Annotated in this window: 14 protein-coding genes and 4 rRNA genes; all 18 read right to left on the bottom strand. The window is 66.1% G+C overall.

From position 1 onward, the window contains the following. Complete coding sequence (locus ASE14_RS00090; RefSeq protein ID WP_056649079.1) at positions 1–1,083, bottom strand: prephenate dehydrogenase; 1,083 nt, start codon at positions 1,081–1,083, stop codon at positions 1–3. Then, positions 1,080–1,901 (bottom strand): pseudouridine synthase, encoded by an 822-nt coding sequence (locus ASE14_RS00085; protein WP_056649076.1) that lies wholly within the window; start codon positions 1,899–1,901, stop codon positions 1,080–1,082. Before ASE14_RS00085 ends, ASE14_RS00090 begins: the two co-directional genes overlap by 4 nt. Further along, complete coding sequence (locus tag ASE14_RS00080; RefSeq protein WP_235511027.1) at positions 1,870–2,628, bottom strand: SMC-Scp complex subunit ScpB; 759 nt, start codon at positions 2,626–2,628, stop codon at positions 1,870–1,872. The genes ASE14_RS00085 and ASE14_RS00080 overlap by 32 nt, the downstream gene beginning before the upstream one ends. Next, the gene (locus ASE14_RS00075; protein ID WP_056651495.1) at positions 2,618–3,484 is read right to left on the bottom strand and encodes a ScpA family protein; all 867 of its coding nucleotides are present in this window, start codon (positions 3,482–3,484) and stop codon (positions 2,618–2,620) included. Before ASE14_RS00075 ends, ASE14_RS00080 begins: the two co-directional genes overlap by 11 nt. 40 nt (positions 3,485–3,524) lie before the next feature. Next, positions 3,525–4,409 carry a ParA family protein gene (locus tag ASE14_RS00070; RefSeq protein WP_056649073.1) on the bottom strand — a complete coding sequence of 295 codons (885 nt, stop codon included), beginning with the start codon at positions 4,407–4,409 and terminating at the stop codon, positions 3,525–3,527. Positions 4,410–4,451: 42 nt separating this feature from the next. Next, complete coding sequence (gene xerD, locus ASE14_RS00065) at positions 4,452–5,354, bottom strand: site-specific tyrosine recombinase XerD (protein ID WP_056651490.1); 903 nt, start codon at positions 5,352–5,354, stop codon at positions 4,452–4,454. Beyond that, the gene (locus ASE14_RS00060) at positions 5,351–6,025 is read right to left on the bottom strand and encodes an NUDIX hydrolase (RefSeq protein ID WP_056649070.1); all 675 of its coding nucleotides are present in this window, start codon (positions 6,023–6,025) and stop codon (positions 5,351–5,353) included. The genes xerD and ASE14_RS00060 overlap by 4 nt, the downstream gene beginning before the upstream one ends. After that, positions 6,018–7,793 carry a CTP synthase gene (locus ASE14_RS00055; protein WP_082599825.1) on the bottom strand — a complete coding sequence of 592 codons (1,776 nt, stop codon included), beginning with the start codon at positions 7,791–7,793 and terminating at the stop codon, positions 6,018–6,020. The genes ASE14_RS00060 and ASE14_RS00055 overlap by 8 nt, the downstream gene beginning before the upstream one ends. A gap of 51 nt (positions 7,794–7,844) precedes the next feature. Next, positions 7,845–9,545 (bottom strand): DNA repair protein RecN, encoded by a 1,701-nt coding sequence (gene recN / locus ASE14_RS00050; protein ID WP_056649064.1) that lies wholly within the window; start codon positions 9,543–9,545, stop codon positions 7,845–7,847. Between the two features lie 25 nt (positions 9,546–9,570). Further along, on the bottom strand, positions 9,571–10,485 hold the full coding sequence (locus ASE14_RS00045; RefSeq protein WP_157372687.1) for an NAD kinase: 915 nt from the start codon (positions 10,483–10,485) through the stop codon (positions 9,571–9,573). Beyond that, complete coding sequence (locus ASE14_RS00040; protein ID WP_056649058.1) at positions 10,482–11,291, bottom strand: TlyA family RNA methyltransferase; 810 nt, start codon at positions 11,289–11,291, stop codon at positions 10,482–10,484. The genes ASE14_RS00045 and ASE14_RS00040 overlap by 4 nt, the downstream gene beginning before the upstream one ends. A gap of 3 nt (positions 11,292–11,294) precedes the next feature. Next, positions 11,295–11,489, bottom strand: a complete 195-nt coding sequence (locus tag ASE14_RS00035; RefSeq protein ID WP_056649053.1) for a hypothetical protein — start codon at positions 11,487–11,489, stop codon at positions 11,295–11,297. A gap of 67 nt (positions 11,490–11,556) precedes the next feature. Further along, positions 11,557–12,588, bottom strand: a complete 1,032-nt coding sequence (locus tag ASE14_RS00030; RefSeq protein ID WP_056649049.1) for an HAD-IIA family hydrolase — start codon at positions 12,586–12,588, stop codon at positions 11,557–11,559. Beyond that, the gene (locus ASE14_RS21045; protein WP_056649047.1) at positions 12,563–14,362 is read right to left on the bottom strand and encodes a hypothetical protein; all 1,800 of its coding nucleotides are present in this window, start codon (positions 14,360–14,362) and stop codon (positions 12,563–12,565) included. The genes ASE14_RS00030 and ASE14_RS21045 overlap by 26 nt, the downstream gene beginning before the upstream one ends. 118 nt (positions 14,363–14,480) lie before the next feature. Continuing rightward, positions 14,481–14,597, bottom strand: a 5S ribosomal RNA gene (rrf, locus tag ASE14_RS00020). A 55-nt stretch (positions 14,598–14,652) separates the two neighbouring features. Further along, positions 14,653–14,769 (bottom strand): 5S ribosomal RNA (gene rrf / locus ASE14_RS00015). Positions 14,770–14,989: 220 nt separating this feature from the next. Next, positions 14,990–18,093 (bottom strand): 23S ribosomal RNA (locus ASE14_RS00010). A 475-nt stretch (positions 18,094–18,568) separates the two neighbouring features. Then, positions 18,569–20,096: ribosomal RNA gene (locus ASE14_RS00005) — 16S ribosomal RNA — on the bottom strand. The 16S, 23S and 5S rRNA genes sit together here, the layout of an rRNA operon. Between the last annotated feature and the right edge of the window lie 241 nt (positions 20,097–20,337).

Genomic DNA, 20,337 nt, shown 5'->3' with positions numbered 1-20,337 from the left:
TCAACCTGCAATCCGCCAGCCGCGTGCGGCCAGCTCATCGGTGAGGTGCTGCAGCACCTCGGGGAGCACCGATATCTCGGCGAGACCGACCTGCGCACCCGGCGAGTGCTCGAGTCGCAGGTCTTCGATGTTGGCGCCGGCATCGCCGACGTCGTTGAAGAGACGGGCGAGTTGACCGGGCCTGTCGTCGACCATGACGATGAGGCTCGAGTAGCGCCGGTCGACACCGTGTTTGCCGGGCAGCCGTTCGACGCCCGTGTTGCCGCCGAAGAGCTCTTCGGCGACGCGTCGGCGTGCGCCAGGGGCATCCATGTTGTCGAGCGCGTCGATGAAGCGGTCGAGGTCGCCGCGGTACCCGCGGAGGATCTCGGCGACGGGCGCGGCGTTCTGGCCGAGGATCTGCACCCAGAGTTCGGGGTCGCTCGCCGCGACGCGCGTGACGTCGCGGAGGCCCTGACCGGCGAGGTTGACCGAGGCGTGCGGGGCGTCGATGAGGCGTCGGGCCATGAGGCTCGAGACGACCTGCGGCACGTGGGAGACGAGGGCGACGGCGGCGTCGTGCTGCTCGGGCGTGAGTTCCACGAGGGTGGCACCGAGATCGAGGATGAGGTCGTCGATCGCCGAACCGTCCTGGTAGGAGATGCCGCCGTGCGCGGCGACGACCCATGGACGGCCGACGAAGAGGTCGGCGCGGCCCGCCATGGGGCCGCCGCGCTCGCGCCCGGCCATGGGATGGGTGCCGATGTACCGCGAGAGGTCTGCACCGCGGGCCTTCAGGTCCTCGTACACGGCGAGCTTGACGCTCGCGACATCCGTGACGATCGCGTCGGGGTACGCCGCGAGTTCGGCCGCGACGACGTCGGCGGTCACGTCGGGCGGCACGCACACGACGATGAGCTGCGGCCGGTCACCGTCCACGGCGGGCCGACCGGCACCGTAGTCGACCGCGATCGCGAGGTGCGTGGGCGACGCATCGGCGAGGATCACCTCGATGCCCTTGGCACGCAGGCCGAGGCCGATGCTCGCACCGAGCAGCCCGACACCGACCACGCGAACCGGGCCGGTCAGGCGGGATTCCGTCACGACTCGTTTCCCTCCCGGCCAGCGTCCGCGGCGCGGGAGATGGTGAGCAGCTGGCCCCGCTCCACTTTAGTCAACTCGCGCATCTGACCCGACCTGAGGGTGCCGAGGTTGAGCGGGCCGAAGCTGCGGCGCACGAGATCGACGACCGGATGCCCCACTGCGTCGAGCATTCGGCGCACGATGCGGTTGCGGCCCGAGTGGAGGGTCAGCTCCACCATCGAGTGCCGGTCGTCGCCCTGCTGCTGCAGGATCCGCGCCTTGTCGGCCTTGATGGGGCCGTCTTCGAGCTCGATGCCGTTCTTCAGCTGCTGGATGACCTGCGGGGTGACCCGCCCCGTGACCTTCGCGATGTAGGTCTTCGAGACGCCGAACGACGGATGCGCGAGCACGTGGGCGAGGTCGCCGTCGTTCGTGAGCAGCAGCAGCCCGCTCGTCTCGGCGTCGAGCCGACCCACGTTGAACACGCGCTCCTCGAGGTCGTCGGTGAAGCGGGTGAGGTCGGGTCGGCCCTGCTCGTCGCGCATCGAGGAGACGACGCCGCGCGGCTTGTTGAGCATGTAGTAGCGCTTCGCGGGGTCGAGCTGCACGGCGACGCCGTCGACCGAGACGAGGTCGGTCTCGGGGTCGATGCGACGGCCGAGCTCGGTGACGATCTCGCCGTTCACCTCGACGCGTCCCTCGACGATGTACTGCTCGGAGACCCGTCGGCTCGCGACGCCCGCCGCAGCGAGCACCTTCTGCAGGCGTACGCCTTCGGGGGCGGGTTCGCCGCCCCAGCCGGTTGCGTCAGTCAAAATCGAATCCTTCCTGGCCGTCATCGAGCAACGGCGAGATGTGGGGCAGCTCGTCGAGCGAGTTGATGCCGAGGTTGGTGAGCAGCAGCTCAGTCGTGCCGTAGAGGATCGCGCCCGTCTCGGGGTCGGTGTCGACCTCGGTCACGAGACCGCGGCCGAGCAGCGTGCGGACGACCGAGTCGACGTTCACCGCCCGGATCGACGCGACCTGCGAGCGCGAGATCGGCTGCTTGTAGGCGATCACCGAGAGCGTCTCGAGCGCGGCCTGCGACAGCCGGGTCGACGACTGGGTGAGCACGAAGTCCGCGACGAGGGTGTCGTACTCGGAGCGCACGTAGAATCGCCAGCCGCCGCCGACCTCGCGGAGTTCGAACCCGCGACGGATGCTTCGCGGCTCGGGCTCCCCCGCGACATCCGTTCGCGGTTCGCCCGATGTGCCGGCGCCGTCGTAGTCGGCACGGAGGCGCACGATCGCGGCGCGCACCTCGGCGACCGGGCGTGCCACGGCCGCAGCCAGCGAGACGACGCTCTGCGGCTCGTCGGCGATGAAGAGGATCGCCTCGAGCGCACGATCGAGGTCGAGCCGAGGCTGGCCCGGCACATCGAGCGGCGTGGCGATCGACAGCTCGGGACCGTCGTCGTCGTTCTGCGCGGGTGCCGCCGACGCTTGCTCCGGGCCGTCGGCGCCTTCGGCCGTCACGACTTCGTCGTCGGCCTGGTCCATCGCCGCGACATCCGTCTCATTCGTCATAGTCAGCCCCCAGGCTCTCGAGGTTCTCGTCAGACCAGTTCTCGGCCGACCAGCGCAGTGTCAGCTCGCCGAGCGGTTCGAGCTGCTCGAATCCGATCGCCGCGTGGCGGTAGAGCTCGAGCACCGCCAGGAATCGTGCAACGACGACTCCGGACTGGCCGACACCGGCGATGAGCTGGCGGAACGTGACCGGGTCGCCGCGCCGGAGCACGGCGACGACGTGCGCCGCCTGCTCGCGGATCGAGACGAGCGGCGCGTGCAGGTGGTCGAGGCCGACGACCGGGATCTCGCGCGGCGTCAGCGCCAGCGTCGCGAGCGCGGCGAAGTCGTCGGCCGACAGGGTCCAGAGCAGCTCGGGCGCGCGCTGGCGGAACTTGTCCTCGAGCCGCACGTTGCGGGCGTGCCGCAGCGACTCCCGCTCGAGGTGCCCGGAGAACCATCTCGCCGCTTCCTTGAAGGCCCGGTACTGCAGCAGGCGTGCGAAGAGCAGGTCGCGGGCCTCGAGCAGGGCGACGTCTTCGGCGTCGACGAGTTCGCCCTGCGGAAGGAGCCCCGCGACCTTCAGATCGAGCAGGGTCGCTGCGACGACGAGGAACTCGGAGGCACGATCGAGCTCTTCCTCGGAGTCGAGGCCGCGCAGGTACGAGATGAACTCGTCGGTGACCGCCGAGAGCGAGACCTCGGTGATGTCGAGCTCGTGCTTCGTGATGAGCGAGAGCAGCAGATCGAACGGGCCCTCGAAGTTCGTCAGGGCGACCCGGAAGCCGCCCTCGTCGGGAGTCGCATCGGCCGGCTGCGGATCGACGGTCGCCGAGTCATCCGACCGCGCGTGCGCGTGATCTCCTTCGGCCGACACCGTCGCGTCGGGCGCGTGCTGTTCGGGGGCCGAAGCCGCCTCAGGCGACCGCGCCACGGAAGACCAGCTCCCTGGCGAGCTGGCGGTACGCCTTCGACGCCTGGTGCTCGGGTGCGAACTCGGTGATCGGGGTGCCGGCGACGCTCGCGTCGGGGAACTTCACGGTACGGGAGATGACCGTCTCGAGCACCTCGTCGCCGAACGCGTCGACGACGCGCTCGAGCACCTCACGGGAGTGCAGGGTGCGGGCGTCGTACATCGTCGCCAGGATGCCGTCGAGCCTGATCGCCGGGTTCAGGCGGTCGCGCACCTTGTCGATCGTCTCGATGAGCAGCGCAACGCCGCGCAGGGCGAAGTACTCGCACTCGAGCGGGATCACGACGCCGTGGCTGGCGGTGAGGGCATTGACGGTGAGCAGGCCGAGCGAGGGCTGGCAGTCGATGAGGATGACGTCGTAGTCGGCCGACACGCGGCGCAGCACGCTCGCGAGGATCTGCTCGCGGGCGACCTCCGTGACGAGGTGCACCTCGGCGGCGGAGAGGTCGATGTTCGCGGGGATCACGTCGAGGCCCTCGACGCTCGTCTTCTGGATGACATCGGCCGGGTCGAGGTTGCGCGAGAGCAGCAGGTCGTAGATGGTCGGCACGTCGTGCGTCGGCACGCCGAGCCCGGCCGAGAGCGCGCCCTGCGGGTCGAAGTCGATCGCGAGCACGCGGCGGCCGTACTCGGCGAGCGTGGCGCCGAGGTTGATCGTGGTGGTCGTCTTGCCGACGCCGCCCTTCTGGTTGCAGAGGGCGATGATGCGTGCGGGGCCGTGCGACGTGAGCGTGACGGGCTCGGGGAACTCGCGCGACGGGCGACCAGTGGGACCGAGCTCTGGCGGAGTAGCGATTCCGTCCGCTGAGTGGTTCGTCTGGTGCGTCACGTGTCGTCTTCTCTCCTGGGCCGGGCGGGTGCTTGGTCGATTCTAGCGAGCACGGGGGTGGGCCGCTGTGTACATCTCCCGGAGTGTGTCAGCCGTGACGAGCGTGTAGATCTGCGTGGTGGCGACGGAGGAGTGGCCGAGCAGCTCCTGCACGACGCGCACGTCGGCACCGCCCTCGAGCAGGTGGGTCGCGAACGAGTGCCGAAGGGTGTGCGGCGAGACGGATGTCGCGAGCCCGGCGGTCTCGGCGGCATCGCGGATCGCCTCCCAGGCGGCCTGCCGTGACATCCGCTTGCCGCGTACGCCGAGGAAGAGCGCCGGCGTCGCCGAGCCGCGTGCGGAGAGCAGCGGCCTGGCACGCACGAGGTAGGCGTCGACGGCCCGCCGGGCGTAGCTGCCGAGCGGCACGATGCGCTGCTTGCCGCCCTTGCCGAAGAGTCGCACGACCTCCTGGTCGACGAGGTCGTCGACGTTCAGCGAAACGGCCTCCGAGACTCGGGCACCGGTCGCGTACAGCAGCTCGAGCAGCGCCGTGTCGCGCAGGTCGGTGGGCTCATCGCCGACTGCGGCCGCGATGAGCGCCTCGACGTCGTCGACCGGGATCGCCTTCGGCAGCCGCATCGGGAGTTTCGGCGGCCGCAGGTCTCGTGAGACGTCGGCCGTCACGAGTCCCTCCTCGGCGAGGAAGCGGTGCAGGCCGCGAACGGCCGACAGCACCCGTGCGATGGACGACGTCGCGAGCGGCGGCACGCGATCGGCGCCGAGGAAGCGCACGAAGTCGCCGAGGTCCTGCTCGGTCGCCGCCGACGGCCCGGCGATCTCGCGAGCGTCGAGCCAGTCGGCGTAGATCGCGAGGTCGCGTCGATACGACGAGATGGTGTTCTGCGCGAGCCCCCGCTCCACGGCGAGATGCCGCAGGTAGTCGTCGACCGGGGTTCGGGTCATCGGCGCGTGGGCTCCGTGCGGCCGATGACGTGCCCGGGCCACGGGGCATCCGCCGGGCCGAGGCTCGACCAGCCTCGTGCCCGCGCCGTTGCCGCTCCGAGCACCGCGATCGCGAGCGGTGCGTTGTGGATGCGCCGCTCGAGCACCGCGTCGACGCACTCGTCGAGCGGCACCCATCGGGTCTCCATGTCGGCCTCTTCGCCCTCGCGGTCGAACGCCTCGGCGGTCGCCGACAGGCCTCGCGCCAGGTAGACCCGGATCAGCTCGTCGCTGCCGCCGGGCGAGGTCGCGAAGTCGGTGAGCACCGCCCAGTCGGATGCCTCGAGGTCGGCCTCCTCGGCGAGCTCGCGCTTCGCAGCGGCGAGCGGCGGTTCGCCGTCGATGTCGAGGAGTCCGGCCGGGATCTCCCAGTCGCGCATGCGCACGGGGTGCCGGTACTGCTTGATGAGCAGTACGCGATCGTCGTCGTCGAGGGCGAGCACGCCGACGGCACCGGTGTGGTCCATGTACTCGCGCACGATGGTCTCGCCGCCGAACTCGAAGGCGTCGCGGCGGATGTCCCACACCCGACCGTCGAAGACCCGCTCGCTCGAGACGACGGGCACCTCGACCCGTTCATCGGCGAGCGGCTCGCGCCGCCCGCCGATGCCGGTGTCGTGGGAATCAGCCATTGCTGACGTCGTCGAAGAGCAGGCTCGCCTGCTGACGTTCGAGTGCCGCGGCGACGAGTCCGCGGAACAGCGGGTGCGGGTTGTTCGGGCGGCTGCGCAGCTCGGGGTGAGCCTGCGTGCCGACGTAGAACGGGTGCACGTCGCGCGGCAGCTCGACGAACTCGACGAGGTGCCGGTCGGGCGACATGCCCGAGAACGACAGCCCGGCTTCGGCGATGCGGTCGCGGTAGGAGTTGTTCACCTCGTAGCGGTGACGGTGGCGCTCGGAGACCTCGGTCGCGCCGTAGAGCTCCGCCGCGATCGAGCCTTCCGCGAGCTTGGCCGGGTAGAGGCCGAGTCGCATGGTGCCGCCGAGGTCGCCGCCGGCGATGATCTCGACCTGCTCCTCCATCGTCGCGATGACGGGGAACTGCGTGTCGGGGTCGAACTCGCTCGATGAGGCACCGGGGAGGCCGGCGACGTTGCGCGAGTACTCGATGACCATGCACTGCAGGCCGAGGCAGAGTCCGAGCACCGGGATGCCGTTCTCACGCGCGAAGAGCAGTGCACCGAGCTTGCCCTCGATGCCGCGCACGCCGAAGCCGCCGGGCACGCAGATGCCGTCGAGGTGCGCAAGGTGCTTCTGCGCCCCCTCCGGCGTCTGGCACTCGTCGGACGGGATCCACTCGATGTTGACCTTGCTGTCGTTCGCGAACCCGCCGGCGCGCAGCGCCTCGGTGACCGAGAGGTACGCGTCGGGAAGATCGATGTACTTGCCGACGAGGCCGATCGTGACCTCGTGCTTCGGGTCGTGCACGACGTCGAGCAGGCCGCTCCAGCCCGACCAGTCGACATCGGCCGCCTTCGCGTCGAGTCCGAGGGAGTCGATGATGTACGCGTCGAGGCCCTGGTCGTGCAGCATCGTCGGGATGTCGTAGATCGACGGCACGTCGACCGCGTTCACGACGGCCTGCTCGTCGACGTCGCACATGAGCGCGATCTTGCGCTTGTTCGACTCGGTGACCGGGCGGTCGCTGCGGAGCACGAGCGCGTCGGGCTGGATGCCGATGGAGCGCAGCGCCGCGACCGAGTGCTGCGTGGGCTTCGTCTTCTGCTCGCCCGAGGCGCCCATGAAGGGCACGAGCGAGACATGCACGAAGAAGACGTTCTTGCGGCCGAGTTCGTGACGCACCTGGCGGGCGGACTCGATGAACGGCTGCGACTCGATGTCGCCGACGGTGCCGCCGATCTCGGTGATGATCACGTCGGGCTTCGGGGTCTCCGACGCCTGCAGCCGCATGCGGCGCTTGATCTCATCGGTGATGTGCGGGATGACCTGCACGGTGTCGCCGAGGTACTCGCCGCGACGTTCCTTGGCGATGACCGTCGAGTAGATCTGACCGGTCGTGACGTTCGCCGCCTGGCTCAGGTTGATGTCGAGGAACCGCTCGTAGTGACCGATGTCGAGGTCGGTCTCGGCGCCGTCGTCGGTGACGAAGACCTCACCGTGCTGGAAGGGGTTCATCGTGCCCGGATCCACGTTCAGATATGGATCGAGCTTCTGCATGACGACTCTGAGGCCCCTCGCAGTCAGGAGATTGCCGAGACTCGCCGCCGTGAGTCCCTTGCCCAACGAAGAAACGACACCACCGGTCACGAAGATGTGCTTGGTCTCGCCGTTTGTAAGATCAGGGTTCTGATTGTCTGTTCCGCGTTCATCCACCACGGGCTTATAGCCTAACTCACGTTCCTGATCATTCGACCCGACATGCCCCACGCGCTCCCCCATCTTTTCTCGGGATCGGCTCGATCCCGTTCGTTCGCGGTCGTCGACCGCGCGTCACGCCGCGCGGTCCGCGGCGATCTCCAACAGCTCCCTCGCGTGCGCGAGTCCGCTCTGCGAATCGGTCAGACCCGACAGCAGTCGCGCCATCTCGGCCTCGCGTTCGGCGCCGGCGAGCTGGCGCACGCTCGACGAGGTGACCTGCCCGTCGGTGCCCTTGACCACGCTCAGGTGGTTCGTCGCGAACGCGGCGACCTGAGCGAGATGGGTCACGACGATGACCTGCGAGCGTTCGGCGAGTCGCGCCAGCCGTCGCCCGATCTCGATCGCGGCGGCGCCGCCGACGCCCGCGTCGACCTCGTCGAAGACGAACGTGGGCACGGGGTCGCTGCCGGCGATGACGACCTCGATCGCGAGCATGACGCGGGACAGCTCACCGCCCGAGGCTCCGCGCGACACCGGGCGGGGTTCCGCGCCGGGGTGCGGTCGCAGCAGGATCGAGACGTTGTCGCGGCCGTGCGCCGTCGCGTCGGCGGTCGGTTCGATCACGACGGCGAGCTGGGCATCGGGCATCGCGAGCGCCGAGAGCTCGGCGGTCACCGCCGCCGCGAGCCGGCCAGCCGCATCGGTGCGCAGTTCGGTGAGCGAGCCGGCGAGACGGTCGACCTCGGCTTCGAGCGCGGCGACGGATGCCTCGAGACCCTCGATGCGCTCGTCGTCGCCGTCGAGCTCGACGAGCCGGAGTCCACCCGTGCGACGGAACTCGAGCACCTCCTCGAGACCGCCGCCATGGCGGCGCACGAGCCCGCCGAGGAGGGCTCGTCGCTCCTGCACGATCTCGAGTTCACGGGCGCCGTCGGCGTCGAGGCCGGCGAGGTAGCCCGACAGCTCGGCGGCGGCGTCGGCGAGCAGGAAGCCCGCGTTCGTCAGCACCTCGCCGATCGGCTGCAGCTCGGCATCGTGTTCGGCGACCCGCTCGAGGTGACGGCGGGCCCCATCGACGAGCGCGACCGCGTCGGGCACGTCGTCGACGACGTCTTCGGCGGAGATCAGCGCACGCGCCTGCGCGGCGGCGACGCGCAGCTCTTCGAGGTTCGAGAGCCGGTCGGCGCGCTCCTGCAGCTCGACGTCTTCGCCGGGCTGCGGATCGGCGGCCTCGACCTCGTCGAGTGCGGCGCGGAGCTCTTCGGCCTCGCGCATCCGCACCTCGTGGTCACCTCGGAGCCGCTCGAGCTCGGCGGCATCCGTGCGCCAGGCGTTGAACGCCGTGCGGTATTCGTCGAGCAGCGCTTGCAGTTTCGGTCCGGCGAAGCGGTCGAGTGCTTCGCGCTGCGCCACCGCCGAGCGGAGGCGCTGCTGGTCGGCCTGTCCGTGCACGACGACGAGCTCGTCGCCGAGTTCGGAGAGCACGCCGACGGGCGCGCTGCGACCGCCGACGACGGCCCGGCTGCGCCCCTCGGCCGAGACCGATCGGCCGAGCAGCAGCTCGCCGGATTCGACCTCGCCGCCCGTCTCGGCGACGCGTTCGGCGATCGCACCGTCGTCGGGCACGAGCCAGCGCCCCTCGACCCACGCCTGCTTGGCGCCGGCGCGCACCGCGCCCGCGTCGGCGCGCGCGCCGAGCAGCAGGCCGAGTGCGGTCACGACCATGGTCTTGCCCGCTCCCGTCTCACCGGTCACGGCCGTGAAGCCGGCCCCGAGCGGCAGCGTCGCCTCGGCGATGACGCCGAGATCGCGGATGCCGAGTTCCTCAATCACTGCAGCCCTCGTTCACTCTCTGCCCTCATTCACGCCCGACCGGTCCCCTCCACCCGGTGACGGGGAGCTGGAACTTGTTCACGAGTCGATCGGTGAACGGCGCCTCGTGCAGGCGGGCGAGCCGCACCGGAACCGGCGACCGGCGCACGATCACGCGGGCGCCGGGCGGCAGGTCGAAGGTGCGCCGACCGTCGCACCAGATGACCGCGGATGCCTCGGTGCGCTGCAGGATCTCGACGGCGAGCGACGACTCGGGGCCGACCACGAGCGGCCGCGCGAAGAGCGCGTGGGCGCTGATCGGCACGAGCAGGAGCGCTTCGAGGCTCGGCCACACGACCGGGCCGCCGGCCGAGAACGAGTACGCCGTCGAGCCCGTGGGCGTCGACATCACGACACCGTCGCAGCCGAAGGAGGAGAGCGGGCGGCGGTCGACCTCGATGACGACCTCGAGCATGCGTTCGCGCTCGGCCTTCTCGACCGTCACCTCGTTGAGCGCCCAGCTCTCGTAGACGACCTCGGTGCCGACCTTCGCGCGCACCGACAACGTCATGCGCTCTTCGACGGTGTAGTCGCGAGCGAGCGCACGGCCCACGGTGTAGCCCAGGTCGTCGCGCTCGCTCTCCGCGAGGAAGCCGACATGGCCGAGGTTCACGCCGAGCAGCGGCACCGGATGGTCGCGCATGATCTCGGCGGCCCGGAGGATCGTGCCGTCGCCGCCGAGCACGATGACGAGCTCGATGGCCGCCGGGTCGGTCTCTTCGTAGCGTTCGACCGCGCCGTTGATCTCGGGCACGAAATCGTGCACGTCGTCCCAGTGCTCCGCCGCGATGACCGGCACGGCCCCGGCGGCGAGCAATTGCGCGCAGACCTCGCTCGTGGCTTCGAGGGCGGCTGTGCGGCCGGTGTGGGAGACCACCAGGAAGCGCCGTGCGTCACTCACGCGTTCGCCCTCCCCGTCAGTTCGTCGACCCGACCAGTCCATTCTGTCGGATTCACCCCGCGCACCGCGCTCAGATGCACGAGGTATTCGAGGTTTCCGTGCCCGCCCGCGATTGGGGAGGACAGGAGGCCGGCGGTGCCGAGCCCCGCATCGAACGCCGCCCAGAGCACGTTCGAGACGGCCTCGGAACGCAGGCCGGCGTCGCGCACCACTCCCTCGCGAACTCCCCCACGGCCCACCTCGAACTGCGGCTTGATGAGGAGCACGAAGTCCGCGTCATCCGTCGCCGACGCGCGAAGCGCCGGCAGCACCACGGTGAGCGAGATGAACGAGAGGTCGGCCACCACGAGTGAGGGCCGCTCGTCGACGCCGGTGAGTTCGGCGAGGCGCGCGGCGTCGAGATGACGCACGTTGCAGCCCTCGACGAGTACGAGGCGGGGCTCGTCGGCGAGTTCGGCGGCGAGCTGATCGTGGCCGACGTCGACCGCGAGCACCTGCCGGGCGCCGCGCTCGAGCAGCACCTGGCTGAACCCGCCGGTCGAAGCGCCCGCGTCGAGCGCGATGCGGCCGGCGACCTCGACGCCGAAGCCGTCGAGGCCGGCGATGAGTTTGTGGGCGGCGCGGCTCACATAGTGATCGGATGCCGCGACCTCGAGCACCGCATCGTCACCGACCTTCGCTGCGGCCTTGACCACGGGTCGACCGTCGACCGTCACCACGCCTGCGGCGATCAGCGTGGCGGCGTGCGTGCGGGAGCGGGCGAGTCCGCGGGCCGCGAGGGCCGCGTCGAGGCGTTGTTCGGCCATGCGTCAGGTACGCAGCGACGGGTCGGACTGCTCGAGCTGCGTGCGGAGCTCATCGGCGAGGGCCTGGTAGCCCTCTGCACGTTCGGCGAGCGGTCGCGCCTCGACCTCGGCGAGCACGGCCGACACCGACAAGGACGCCGCATCGGACGCGGGCGGGTTCGTCTCGGCCGCTTCTGATCGATCGGGTTCAGTGCTCACGGGTCAACGCTACCCCGAGCCGCTGACACGCGGCCGACGACGGACCGGTCGGCTGGAGAGTCGCGCCTCAGCTGTAGAGTCGCGCCGGAACGTCGAGCACGTGGATGCCCATGCCCGAGTCCCAGATCGCCGCGCACGCCGCACGGAGCAGGTCCAGCTCGTCGCCGCCGTCGGCGACGATCTCGACCCGATTGCCCGAGATCCGCACGCGAGCCGCGCCCACTCGCGTGACGCCGCGGATCTGCTCCGTCACGGGGTATGGCGCGTGGAGCCCATCGAGGTCGGCGAGGATGAAGTCGGGACGGCTGGTCGCCGGGGCGGCGAGCACCTGCTTCGCGCGGTCGATGCCGGTCAGCACGAGGGCGCTCAGCATGCCGGCGCGCCGGGCGCCGAGGATGTCGGTGTCGAGCCGGTCGCCGACCATGAGCGGGCGCTCGGCCGCGAAGCGGCGCCTCGCCTCGTCGAAGATCGGCGTCTCGGGCTTGCCGGCCACGAGCGGGAACCGCCCGACGGCGGTGTGCACCGCGGAGACGAGCGTGCCGTTGCCGGGCGCGATGCCACGGGCGACCGGGATCGTCCAGTCCATGTTCGTGGCGATCCACGGGATGCCGGGGGTCGCGGCATCCGGTCCGCCGTTGGCGTTCAGTGCGAACGAGGCCTCTGCGAGCTCCCGCCAGCCGATGTCGGGCGTGAATCCCTGCACGACGGCATCAGGTGCGTCATCGGCCGACCGGGTGATGCGGTAGCCGCGCTTCTCGAGCTCGGCCGTGATGCCCTCACCGCCGACGACGAAGACCAGTGCGCCCGGTTCGACGTGCTCGGCGAGCATGGCCATGGCCGCCTGCGGCGACGTCACGACGTCGTTCGGCACGACGTCGAGTCCGAGCTCGGCCAGGTGACCGGCGACGGATGCATCGCTGCGCGACGCGTTGTTCGTGATGTAGCCGATGGCCCGATCCTGCTTCGCGAGGTTCAGGCTCTCGACCGCCCGCGGAATCGCATGGGCGCCGGCGTAGACGACGCCATCGAGGTCGGCGAGCACCGCGTCGACGCCCTCGAGCGGCGTCGACGACTCAGTCTTCGTGCGGAACAGGCCCACCGGGCGTGCCCTCGTTCTCTTCGGCCTCGAGTGCTGCGCCTTCGGCGAGCACCGCCTTCACATCGTCCTCGAGCACGTCGCCCGGGTCGACGTCGAAGGCGTCGTCCGACTCGGTCTCGGTGGCGTCGTCGGAGCGGTCCTGAGCCGCGGCATCCGCTGCTTCAGGCTCGACGGATGCTTCGGCCGCGACGGTCTCGACGACCGCGTCGGGGGCTTCGGCCTCGACGACCTCGACGTCGATCTCCTCGAGCTCGACCTCGAAGATCTCGATCGACTCGGCTTCCGCCGGGCCGGCCAGTGCTGCCTCGGCGCGGTCGGCGCGGGCGCGCCATTTCGCGGCCTCGGCCGCGCGACCGAGTTCCTCGAGCACCTCGGCGTACGCCGAGAAGAGTGCCGGGCTGTACGAGAACGCACGGTCAGGGTCGAGCTGCGGGATCTCGAGCTCGGCGAGGGCGATCTCGGGCTGGCCGAGGTCGAGACGGGCGCCCGACATCGCGATCGCCAGGCCGACCTGCACCGCGGCCGGAAGCGTCGTGCGGTCGACCGCGCGGCCGACCTCGAGGGCACGGTCGGGCCGGCCGACGCCGCGCTCGCTGTCAACCAGGAGCGGCAGCTGGTCGTTGCTGCCCGAGATGCGACGGTAGGTGCGCAGCTCGCGGAGCGCCAGGGCGAAGTCGCCGGTCGCGTACGCCGTGATGGCCAGTGTCTCGCGCACGACCGCGATGCGGCCGGCGCGTCGGGCGGCGGACATCGCGTGCTGGTGGGCGAGCTCGGGGTCGTCGTCGAGCAGTTCGGATGCCGCGACGAGGTGCCGCGCGACCCAGTCGGCGTTCTCCTTGCTCAGCGTCTTCAGCTCGGCGCGAGCGCCCTTGTCGAGGTCGCGCGCTTCGATCGACTCGTCGATGTACGGGTCGTCGTGGCGCGGGCGCACCTGCAGCTCTGCCGCGCCGAAGTTCTCGCGGGGAGCGGCGTCGCGCTGGTCGTCGCGCCCACCGGGGCGTCCGCCGCGCGGTCCATCGCCAGAGGGCTTGCGCGCGTCACGGTCACCGTACGGCTTCCGGGCGTCGCGATCGCCGTAGGGCTTCTTCGCGTCGCGATCGCCATAGGGACGCTTCGCGTCACGGTCACCGTACGGCTTCTTCGCGTCACGGTCACCATAGGGACGCTTCGCGTCACGGTCACCATAGGGCTTGCGTGCATCACGGTCACCATACGGCTTCTTCGCGTCACGATCGCCATAGGGACGCTTCGCGTCACGGTCACCATACGGCTTCCGTGCGTCGCGGTCACCGTAGGGCTTCCGGGCGTCACGGTCACCATACGGCTTCTTCGCGTCACGGTCGCCATAGGGCTTCCGGGCGTCACGGTCACCATACGGCTTCTTCGCGTCACGGTCGCCATAGGGCTTSCGTGCGTCACGGTCACCATACGGCTTCTTCGCGTCACGGTCACCATACGGCTTCTTCGCGTCACGGTCACCGTACGGCTTCTTCGCGTCACGGTCACCGTACGGCTTCTTCGCGTCACGGTCGCCATAGGGACGCTTCGCGTCACGGTCCCCGTACGGCTTCCGGGCGTCGCGATCGCCATACGGCTTCTTCGCGTCACGGTCACCGTACGGACGCTTCGAAGCTGATCCATCTCGAGCACCGGAGCCTGAGCGAGCGCCGGCCGGACGACCGCCACCGCGAGCGGCGTCGTTGCCGCCCGGGTTGCGCTGATCACGCCGATCAGGTCGTCCCTGGTCTGCCGAGTCCTGCCTGGAGTCACTCACGATAGTCCCGTCGTATGTGGAGTCCTCATGGAACTCAACCGTAATAGGGGCACGTGTGAAGTACCCCGTTAACGAAGAATGGCCACCCGTCTTCGGGTGGCCACTCTCCTCAATGATTGTCCGGCGGTGTCCTACTCTCCCACAGGGTCTCCCCTGCAGTACCATCGGCGCTGCGAGTCTTAGCTTCCGGGTTCGGAATGTGTCCGGGCGTTTCCCTCGCGCTATGGCCGCCGAAACTCTTGCCACACCTCGCCCGCCAACACGCCTTGGGCGGCTCTCTTCGAAATTATGTCCGGCGGTGTCCTACTCTCCCACAGGGTCTCCCCTGCAGTACCATCGGCGCTGCGAGTCTTAGCTTCCGGGTTCGGAATGTGTCCGGGCGTTTCCCTCGCGCTATGGCCGCCGAAACTCTTGCCACACCTCGCCCGCCAACACGYGGGTTGGGGTGGGTGTGTGGTCTCGGTGACCGCACCACGAACACCCGAAACGGGGTGTGTGGTGCGGGTTCAACTGTGTTGAATTGTGTTGGGTTTCCGTCTGAAGGGAACCACAGAGTGGACGCGAGCGTATCTTTGGCCACTCACACGGCCTTTTCATGAACATKTTCAAACGTGTGTGAGTGTAGTGATTATCAAGTTATCGGCTTATTAGTACCGGTCAGCTCCGACAGTCGTTAGTCCTGTCTTCCACATCCGGCCTATCAACCCAGTCGTCTGGCTGGGAGCCTCTCCCCCGAAGGGATGGAAATCTCATCTCGAGGCCGGCTTCCCGCTTAGATGCTTTCAGCGGTTATCCATTCCGAACGTAGCTAACCAGCGGTGCTCCTGGCGGAACAACTGGCACACCAGAGGTTCGTCCAACCCGGTCCTCTCGTACTAGGGTCAGATCCTCTCAAATTTCCTACGCGCGCAGCGGATAGGGACCGAACTGTCTCACGACGTTCTAAACCCAGCTCGCGTACCGCTTTAATGGGCGAACAGCCCAACCCTTGGGACCTACTCCAGCCCCAGGATGCGACGAGCCGACATCGAGGTGCCAAACCATGCCGTCGATATGGACTCTTGGGCAAGATCAGCCTGTTATCCCCGAGGTACCTTTTATCCGTTGAGCGACAGCGCTTCCACAAGCCACTGCCGGATCACTAGTCCCGACTTTCGTCCCTGCTCGACCTGTCAGTCTCACAGTCAAGCTCCCTTGTGCACTTACACTCGCCACCTGATTGCCAACCAGGTTGAGGGAACCTTTGGGCGCCTCCGTTACTTTTTGGGAGGCAACCGCCCCAGTTAAACTACCCACCAGGCACTGTCCCTGAACCGGATCACGGTTCGAAGTTAGATATCCAGAGTGACCAGAGTGGTATTTCAACAATGACTCCACCGACACTAGCGTGCCAGCTTCACAGTCTCCCACCTATCCTACACAAGCCACACCGAACACCAATACCAAGCTGTAGTAAAGGTCACGGGGTCTTTCCGTCCTGCTGCGCGTAACGAGCATCTTTACTCGTAATGCAATTTCGCCGAGTTCGCGGTTGAGACAGCTGGGAAGTCGTTACGCCATTCGTGCAGGTCGGAACTTACCCGACAAGGAATTTCGCTACCTTAGGATGGTTATAGTTACCACCGCCGTTTACTGGGGCTTAAATTCTCAGCTTCGCCTTGCGGCTAACCGGTCCTCTTAACCTTCCAGCACCGGGCAGGCGTCAGTCCGTATACATCGTCTTGCGACTTAGCACGGACCTGTGTTTTTAGTAAACAGTCGCTTCCCACTGGTCTCTGCGGCCCTGCAGCGCTTCCCGGAGCAAGTCCGTTCACGCCTTAGGCCCCCCTTCTCCCGAAGTTACGGGGGCATTTTGCCGAGTTCCTTAACCACGATTCTCTCGATCTCCTTGGTATTCTCTACCTGACCACCTGAGTCGGTTTGGGGTACGGGCGGCTGGAACCTCGCGTCGATGCTTTTCTTGGCAGCATAGGATCACCCACTTTTTATCCGCATCGCGTCTCAGCCGAATGAGCGACGGATTTGCCTATCGCTCGGCCTACACGCTTGCCCCGGGTCAACCATCGCCCGGGTTGGGCTACCTTCCTGCGTCACACCTGTTAATACGCTCACTCCACCAGATGGGGTCGCATGCCGCCTCACGATCGTCCCCGAAGGGATCCACGCGTCTTGGGATGCTTAGCACTCCTGATTTCATGTGGGCGGTTCTTCGCCGGTACGGGAATATCAACCCGTTGTCCATCGACTACGCCTGTCGGCCTCGCCTTAGGTCCCGACTTACCCAGGGCAGATTAGCTTGACCCTGGAACCCTTGGTCTTCCGGAGGACGGGTTTCTCACCCGTCTTTCGCTACTCATGCCTGCATTCTCACTCGTGTGGCCTCCACGGCTGGTTCACACCGCCGCTTCACTGCCCACACGACGCTCTCCTACCCATCAACACGGCTGGACCACGAAGGCCTACCATTAATGTCAATGCCACAACTTCGGTGGCGTGCTTGAGCCCCGTTACATTGTCGGCGCGGAATCACTTGACCAGTGAGCTATTACGCACTCTTTCAAGGGTGGCTGCTTCTAAGCCAACCTCCTGGTTGTCTGTGCAACTCCACATCCTTTCCCACTTAGCACGCGCTTAGGGACCTTAGTTGGTGGTCTGGGTTGTTTCCCTCTCGACGATGAAGCTTATCCCCCACCGTCTCACTGCTGCGCTCTCACTTACCGGCATTCGGAGTTTGGCTGACGTCAGTAACCTTTTGGGGCCCATCGGCCATCCAGTAGCTCTACCTCCGGCAAGAAACACGCAACGCTGCACCTAAATGCATTTCGGAGAGAACCAGCTATCACGAAGTTTGATTGGCCTTTCACCCCTATCCACAGCTCATCCCCTCCATTTTCAACTGAAGTGGGTTCGGTCCTCCACGACGTCTTACCGTCGCTTCAACCTGGCCATGGATAGATCACTTCGCTTCGGGTCTAGGACCTGCGACTGAATCGCCCTATTCAGACTCGCTTTCGCTACGGCTGCCCCTCACGGGTTAACCTCGCCACAGATCACTAACTCGCAGGCTCATTCTTCAAAAGGCACGCTGTCACCCCTACAAGGAGGCTCCAACGGTTTGTAAGCAAACGGTTTCAGGTACTATTTCACTCCCCTCCCGGGGTACTTTTCACCTTTCCCTCACGGTACTTGTCCGCTATCGGTCATCTGGGAGTATTTAGGCTTATCAGGTGGTCCTGACAGATTCACGCGGGATTTCTCGGGCCCCGCGCTACTTGGGATACCTCTCCGGGCCGCCAGGCATTTCGACTACGGGACTCACACCCACTCCGGTCCGGCTTTCAATCCGGTTCGTCTATACCTGACGCGTCACCGTGACTGCACGGCAGTACAGTCCGAAAGGTCCCACAACCCCGACCATGCAACCCCTGCCGGGTATCACACATGGCTCGGTTTAGCCTCTTCCGCGTTCGCTCGCCACTACTAACGGAATCACGGTTGTTTTCTCTTCCTGTGGGTACTGAGATGTTTCACTTCCCCACGTTCCCTCTACCCGCCCTATATATTCAGGCGGGAGTCACCAGGTCACCCAAAGGGCCTGGCGGGGTTTCCCCATTCGGAAATCCTCGGATCACAGCTCGTTTATCAGCTCCCCGAGGCTTATCGCAGATTACGACGTCCTTCTTCGGCTCCAGATGCCAAGGCATCCACCGTTTGCTCTTAAAAACTTGAAATCACATGAGATCGAATCGTGTGACACCACCCCGAAGAGCAATGCCACGAAATTGACCAGTGAATACGCCAAACAACACCCCCGAAAGGATGCCCCTGGCGACTCACCTATTGTGAAACAGGACCGAAGTCCCGTTTCTAAGATGCTCGCGTCCACTATGTAGTTCTCAACAGACGGCCAGAACCCCCACACCCACCGAATCACAACATCATCGGCTTCGTGAAGGCCTGTAAGAAACCATCACCCCCGCCACCCCCGAAGGAGCGCAGGAAGTTGTCCGGTCCCTCAGGACCCAACAGCGTGCACGTGCCCGACCGGCCGGCCCCCACCGTTCCAACCACTCCCGAAGAAGCGGCGTACTAGGTCTGAACCATTCAGACGAGCACCTATGTCAATGTTCCACCCATGAGCTGCCAGCAGACACGTTCGGTCTGATCTGGCATGCCTGGACCACCGAAGTGGCCAGTGCTCCTTAGAAAGGAGGTGATCCAGCCGCACCTTCCGGTACGGCTACCTTGTTACGACTTAGTCCTAATCACCGATCCCACCTTCGACGGCTCCCTCCACAAGGGTTAGGCCACCGGCTTCGGGTGTTACCGACTTTCATGACTTGACGGGCGGTGTGTACAAGGCCCGGGAACGTATTCACCGCAGCGTTGCTGATCTGCGATTACTAGCGACTCCGACTTCATGAGGTCGAGTTGCAGACCTCAATCCGAACTGAGACCGGCTTTTTGGGATTCGCTCCGCCTTACGACATCGCAGCCCTTTGTACCGGCCATTGTAGCATGCGTGAAGCCCAAGACATAAGGGGCATGATGATTTGACGTCATCCCCACCTTCCTCCGAGTTGACCCCGGCAGTCTCATATGAGTTCCCACCATTACGTGCTGGCAACATACGACGAGGGTTGCGCTCGTTGCGGGACTTAACCCAACATCTCACGACACGAGCTGACGACAACCATGCACCACCTGTAACCGAGTGTCCAAAGAGTTCCACATTTCTGCGGCGTTCTCGGTTATGTCAAGCCTTGGTAAGGTTCTTCGCGTTGCATCGAATTAATCCGCATGCTCCGCCGCTTGTGCGGGCCCCCGTCAATTCCTTTGAGTTTTAGCCTTGCGGCCGTACTCCCCAGGCGGGGCGCTTAATGCGTTAGCTACGACACGGAAACCGTGGAAAGGTCCCCACATCTAGCGCCCAACGTTTACGGCGTGGACTACCAGGGTATCTAATCCTGTTCGCTCCCCACGCTTTCGCTCCTCAGCGTCAGTTACGGCCCAGAGAACTGCCTTCGCCATCGGTGTTCCTCCTGATATCTGCGCATTCCACCGCTACACCAGGAATTCCATTCTCCCCTACCGCACTCCAGTCTGCCCGTACCCACTGCAGGCCCGAGGTTGAGCCTCGGGATTTCACAGCAGACGTGACAAACCGCCTACGAGCTCTTTACGCCCAATAATTCCGGACAACGCTCGCACCCTACGTATTACCGCGGCTGCTGGCACGTAGTTAGCCGGTGCTTTTTCTGCAGGTACCGTCAAGCCGAAGCCCTTCTTCCCTACTAAAAGAGGTTTACAACCCGAAGGCCGTCATCCCTCACGCGGCGTTGCTGCATCAGGCTTTCGCCCATTGTGCAATATTCCCCACTGCTGCCTCCCGTAGGAGTCTGGGCCGTGTCTCAGTCCCAGTGTGGCCGGTCACCCTCTCAGGCCGGCTACCCGTCGACGCCTTGGTGAGCCATTACCTCACCAACAAGCTGATAGGCCGCGAGTCCATCCCAGACCGAAAAAACTTTCCACCCAAAACCATGCGGTTCCAGGTCCTATCCGGTATTAGCTCCGATTTCTCGGGGTTATCCCAGAGTCCAGGGCAGGTTACTCACGTGTTACTCACCCGTTCGCCACTAATCCCCCAGAGCAAGCTCCAAGTTCATCGTTCGACTTGCATGTGTTAAGCACGCCGCCAGCGTTCGTCCTGAGCCAGGATCAAACTCTCCAAAAAAAATGGTTCCAACACTCCGAAGAGCATTGAGAGTTTCAATCTCTGACTGAAAGAACAATCAAACTGACTGTCCATCAATCCAAAGGAATCCTCCCCCCACCAAACGGTGAGGTCGGGGTTCAATAATTTGGCATTGAACATAGTGCACGCTGTTGAGTTCTCAAGGAACGGACGCACCCGACACACAACCCTCAACGGATCGAGCAGCCGGAGCAWTTTCGTTCTCATCCGGCCATCCAAA

Origin of the sequence: Agromyces sp. Root81 (genome assembly GCF_001429165.1) — a bacterium.
Classification (GTDB): Bacteria; Actinomycetota; Actinomycetes; order Actinomycetales; family Microbacteriaceae; genus Agromyces.
Note: the sequence above shows the minus strand (reverse complement) of the source record. Positions and strands in the feature narration are given on the sequence as shown.

Excerpts from the sequence above, each read along its gene's own strand:
- ASE14_RS00085 (WP_056649076.1), bottom strand. The coding sequence starts at position 1,901 with ATGACGGCCAGGAAGGATTCGATTTTGACTGACGCAACCGGCTGGGGC.
- ASE14_RS00080 (WP_235511027.1), bottom strand. The coding sequence starts at position 2,628 with ATGACGAATGAGACGGATGTCGCGGCGATGGACCAGGCCGACGACGAA.
- xerD (WP_056651490.1), bottom strand. The coding sequence starts at position 5,354 with ATGACCCGAACCCCGGTCGACGACTACCTGCGGCATCTCGCCGTGGAG.
- ASE14_RS00060 (WP_056649070.1), bottom strand. The coding sequence starts at position 6,025 with ATGGCTGATTCCCACGACACCGGCATCGGCGGGCGGCGCGAGCCGCTC.
- ASE14_RS00055 (WP_082599825.1), bottom strand. The coding sequence starts at position 7,793 with ATGGGGGAGCGCGTGGGGCATGTCGGGTCGAATGATCAGGAACGTGAG.
- ASE14_RS00040 (WP_056649058.1), bottom strand. The coding sequence starts at position 11,291 with ATGGCCGAACAACGCCTCGACGCGGCCCTCGCGGCCCGCGGACTCGCC.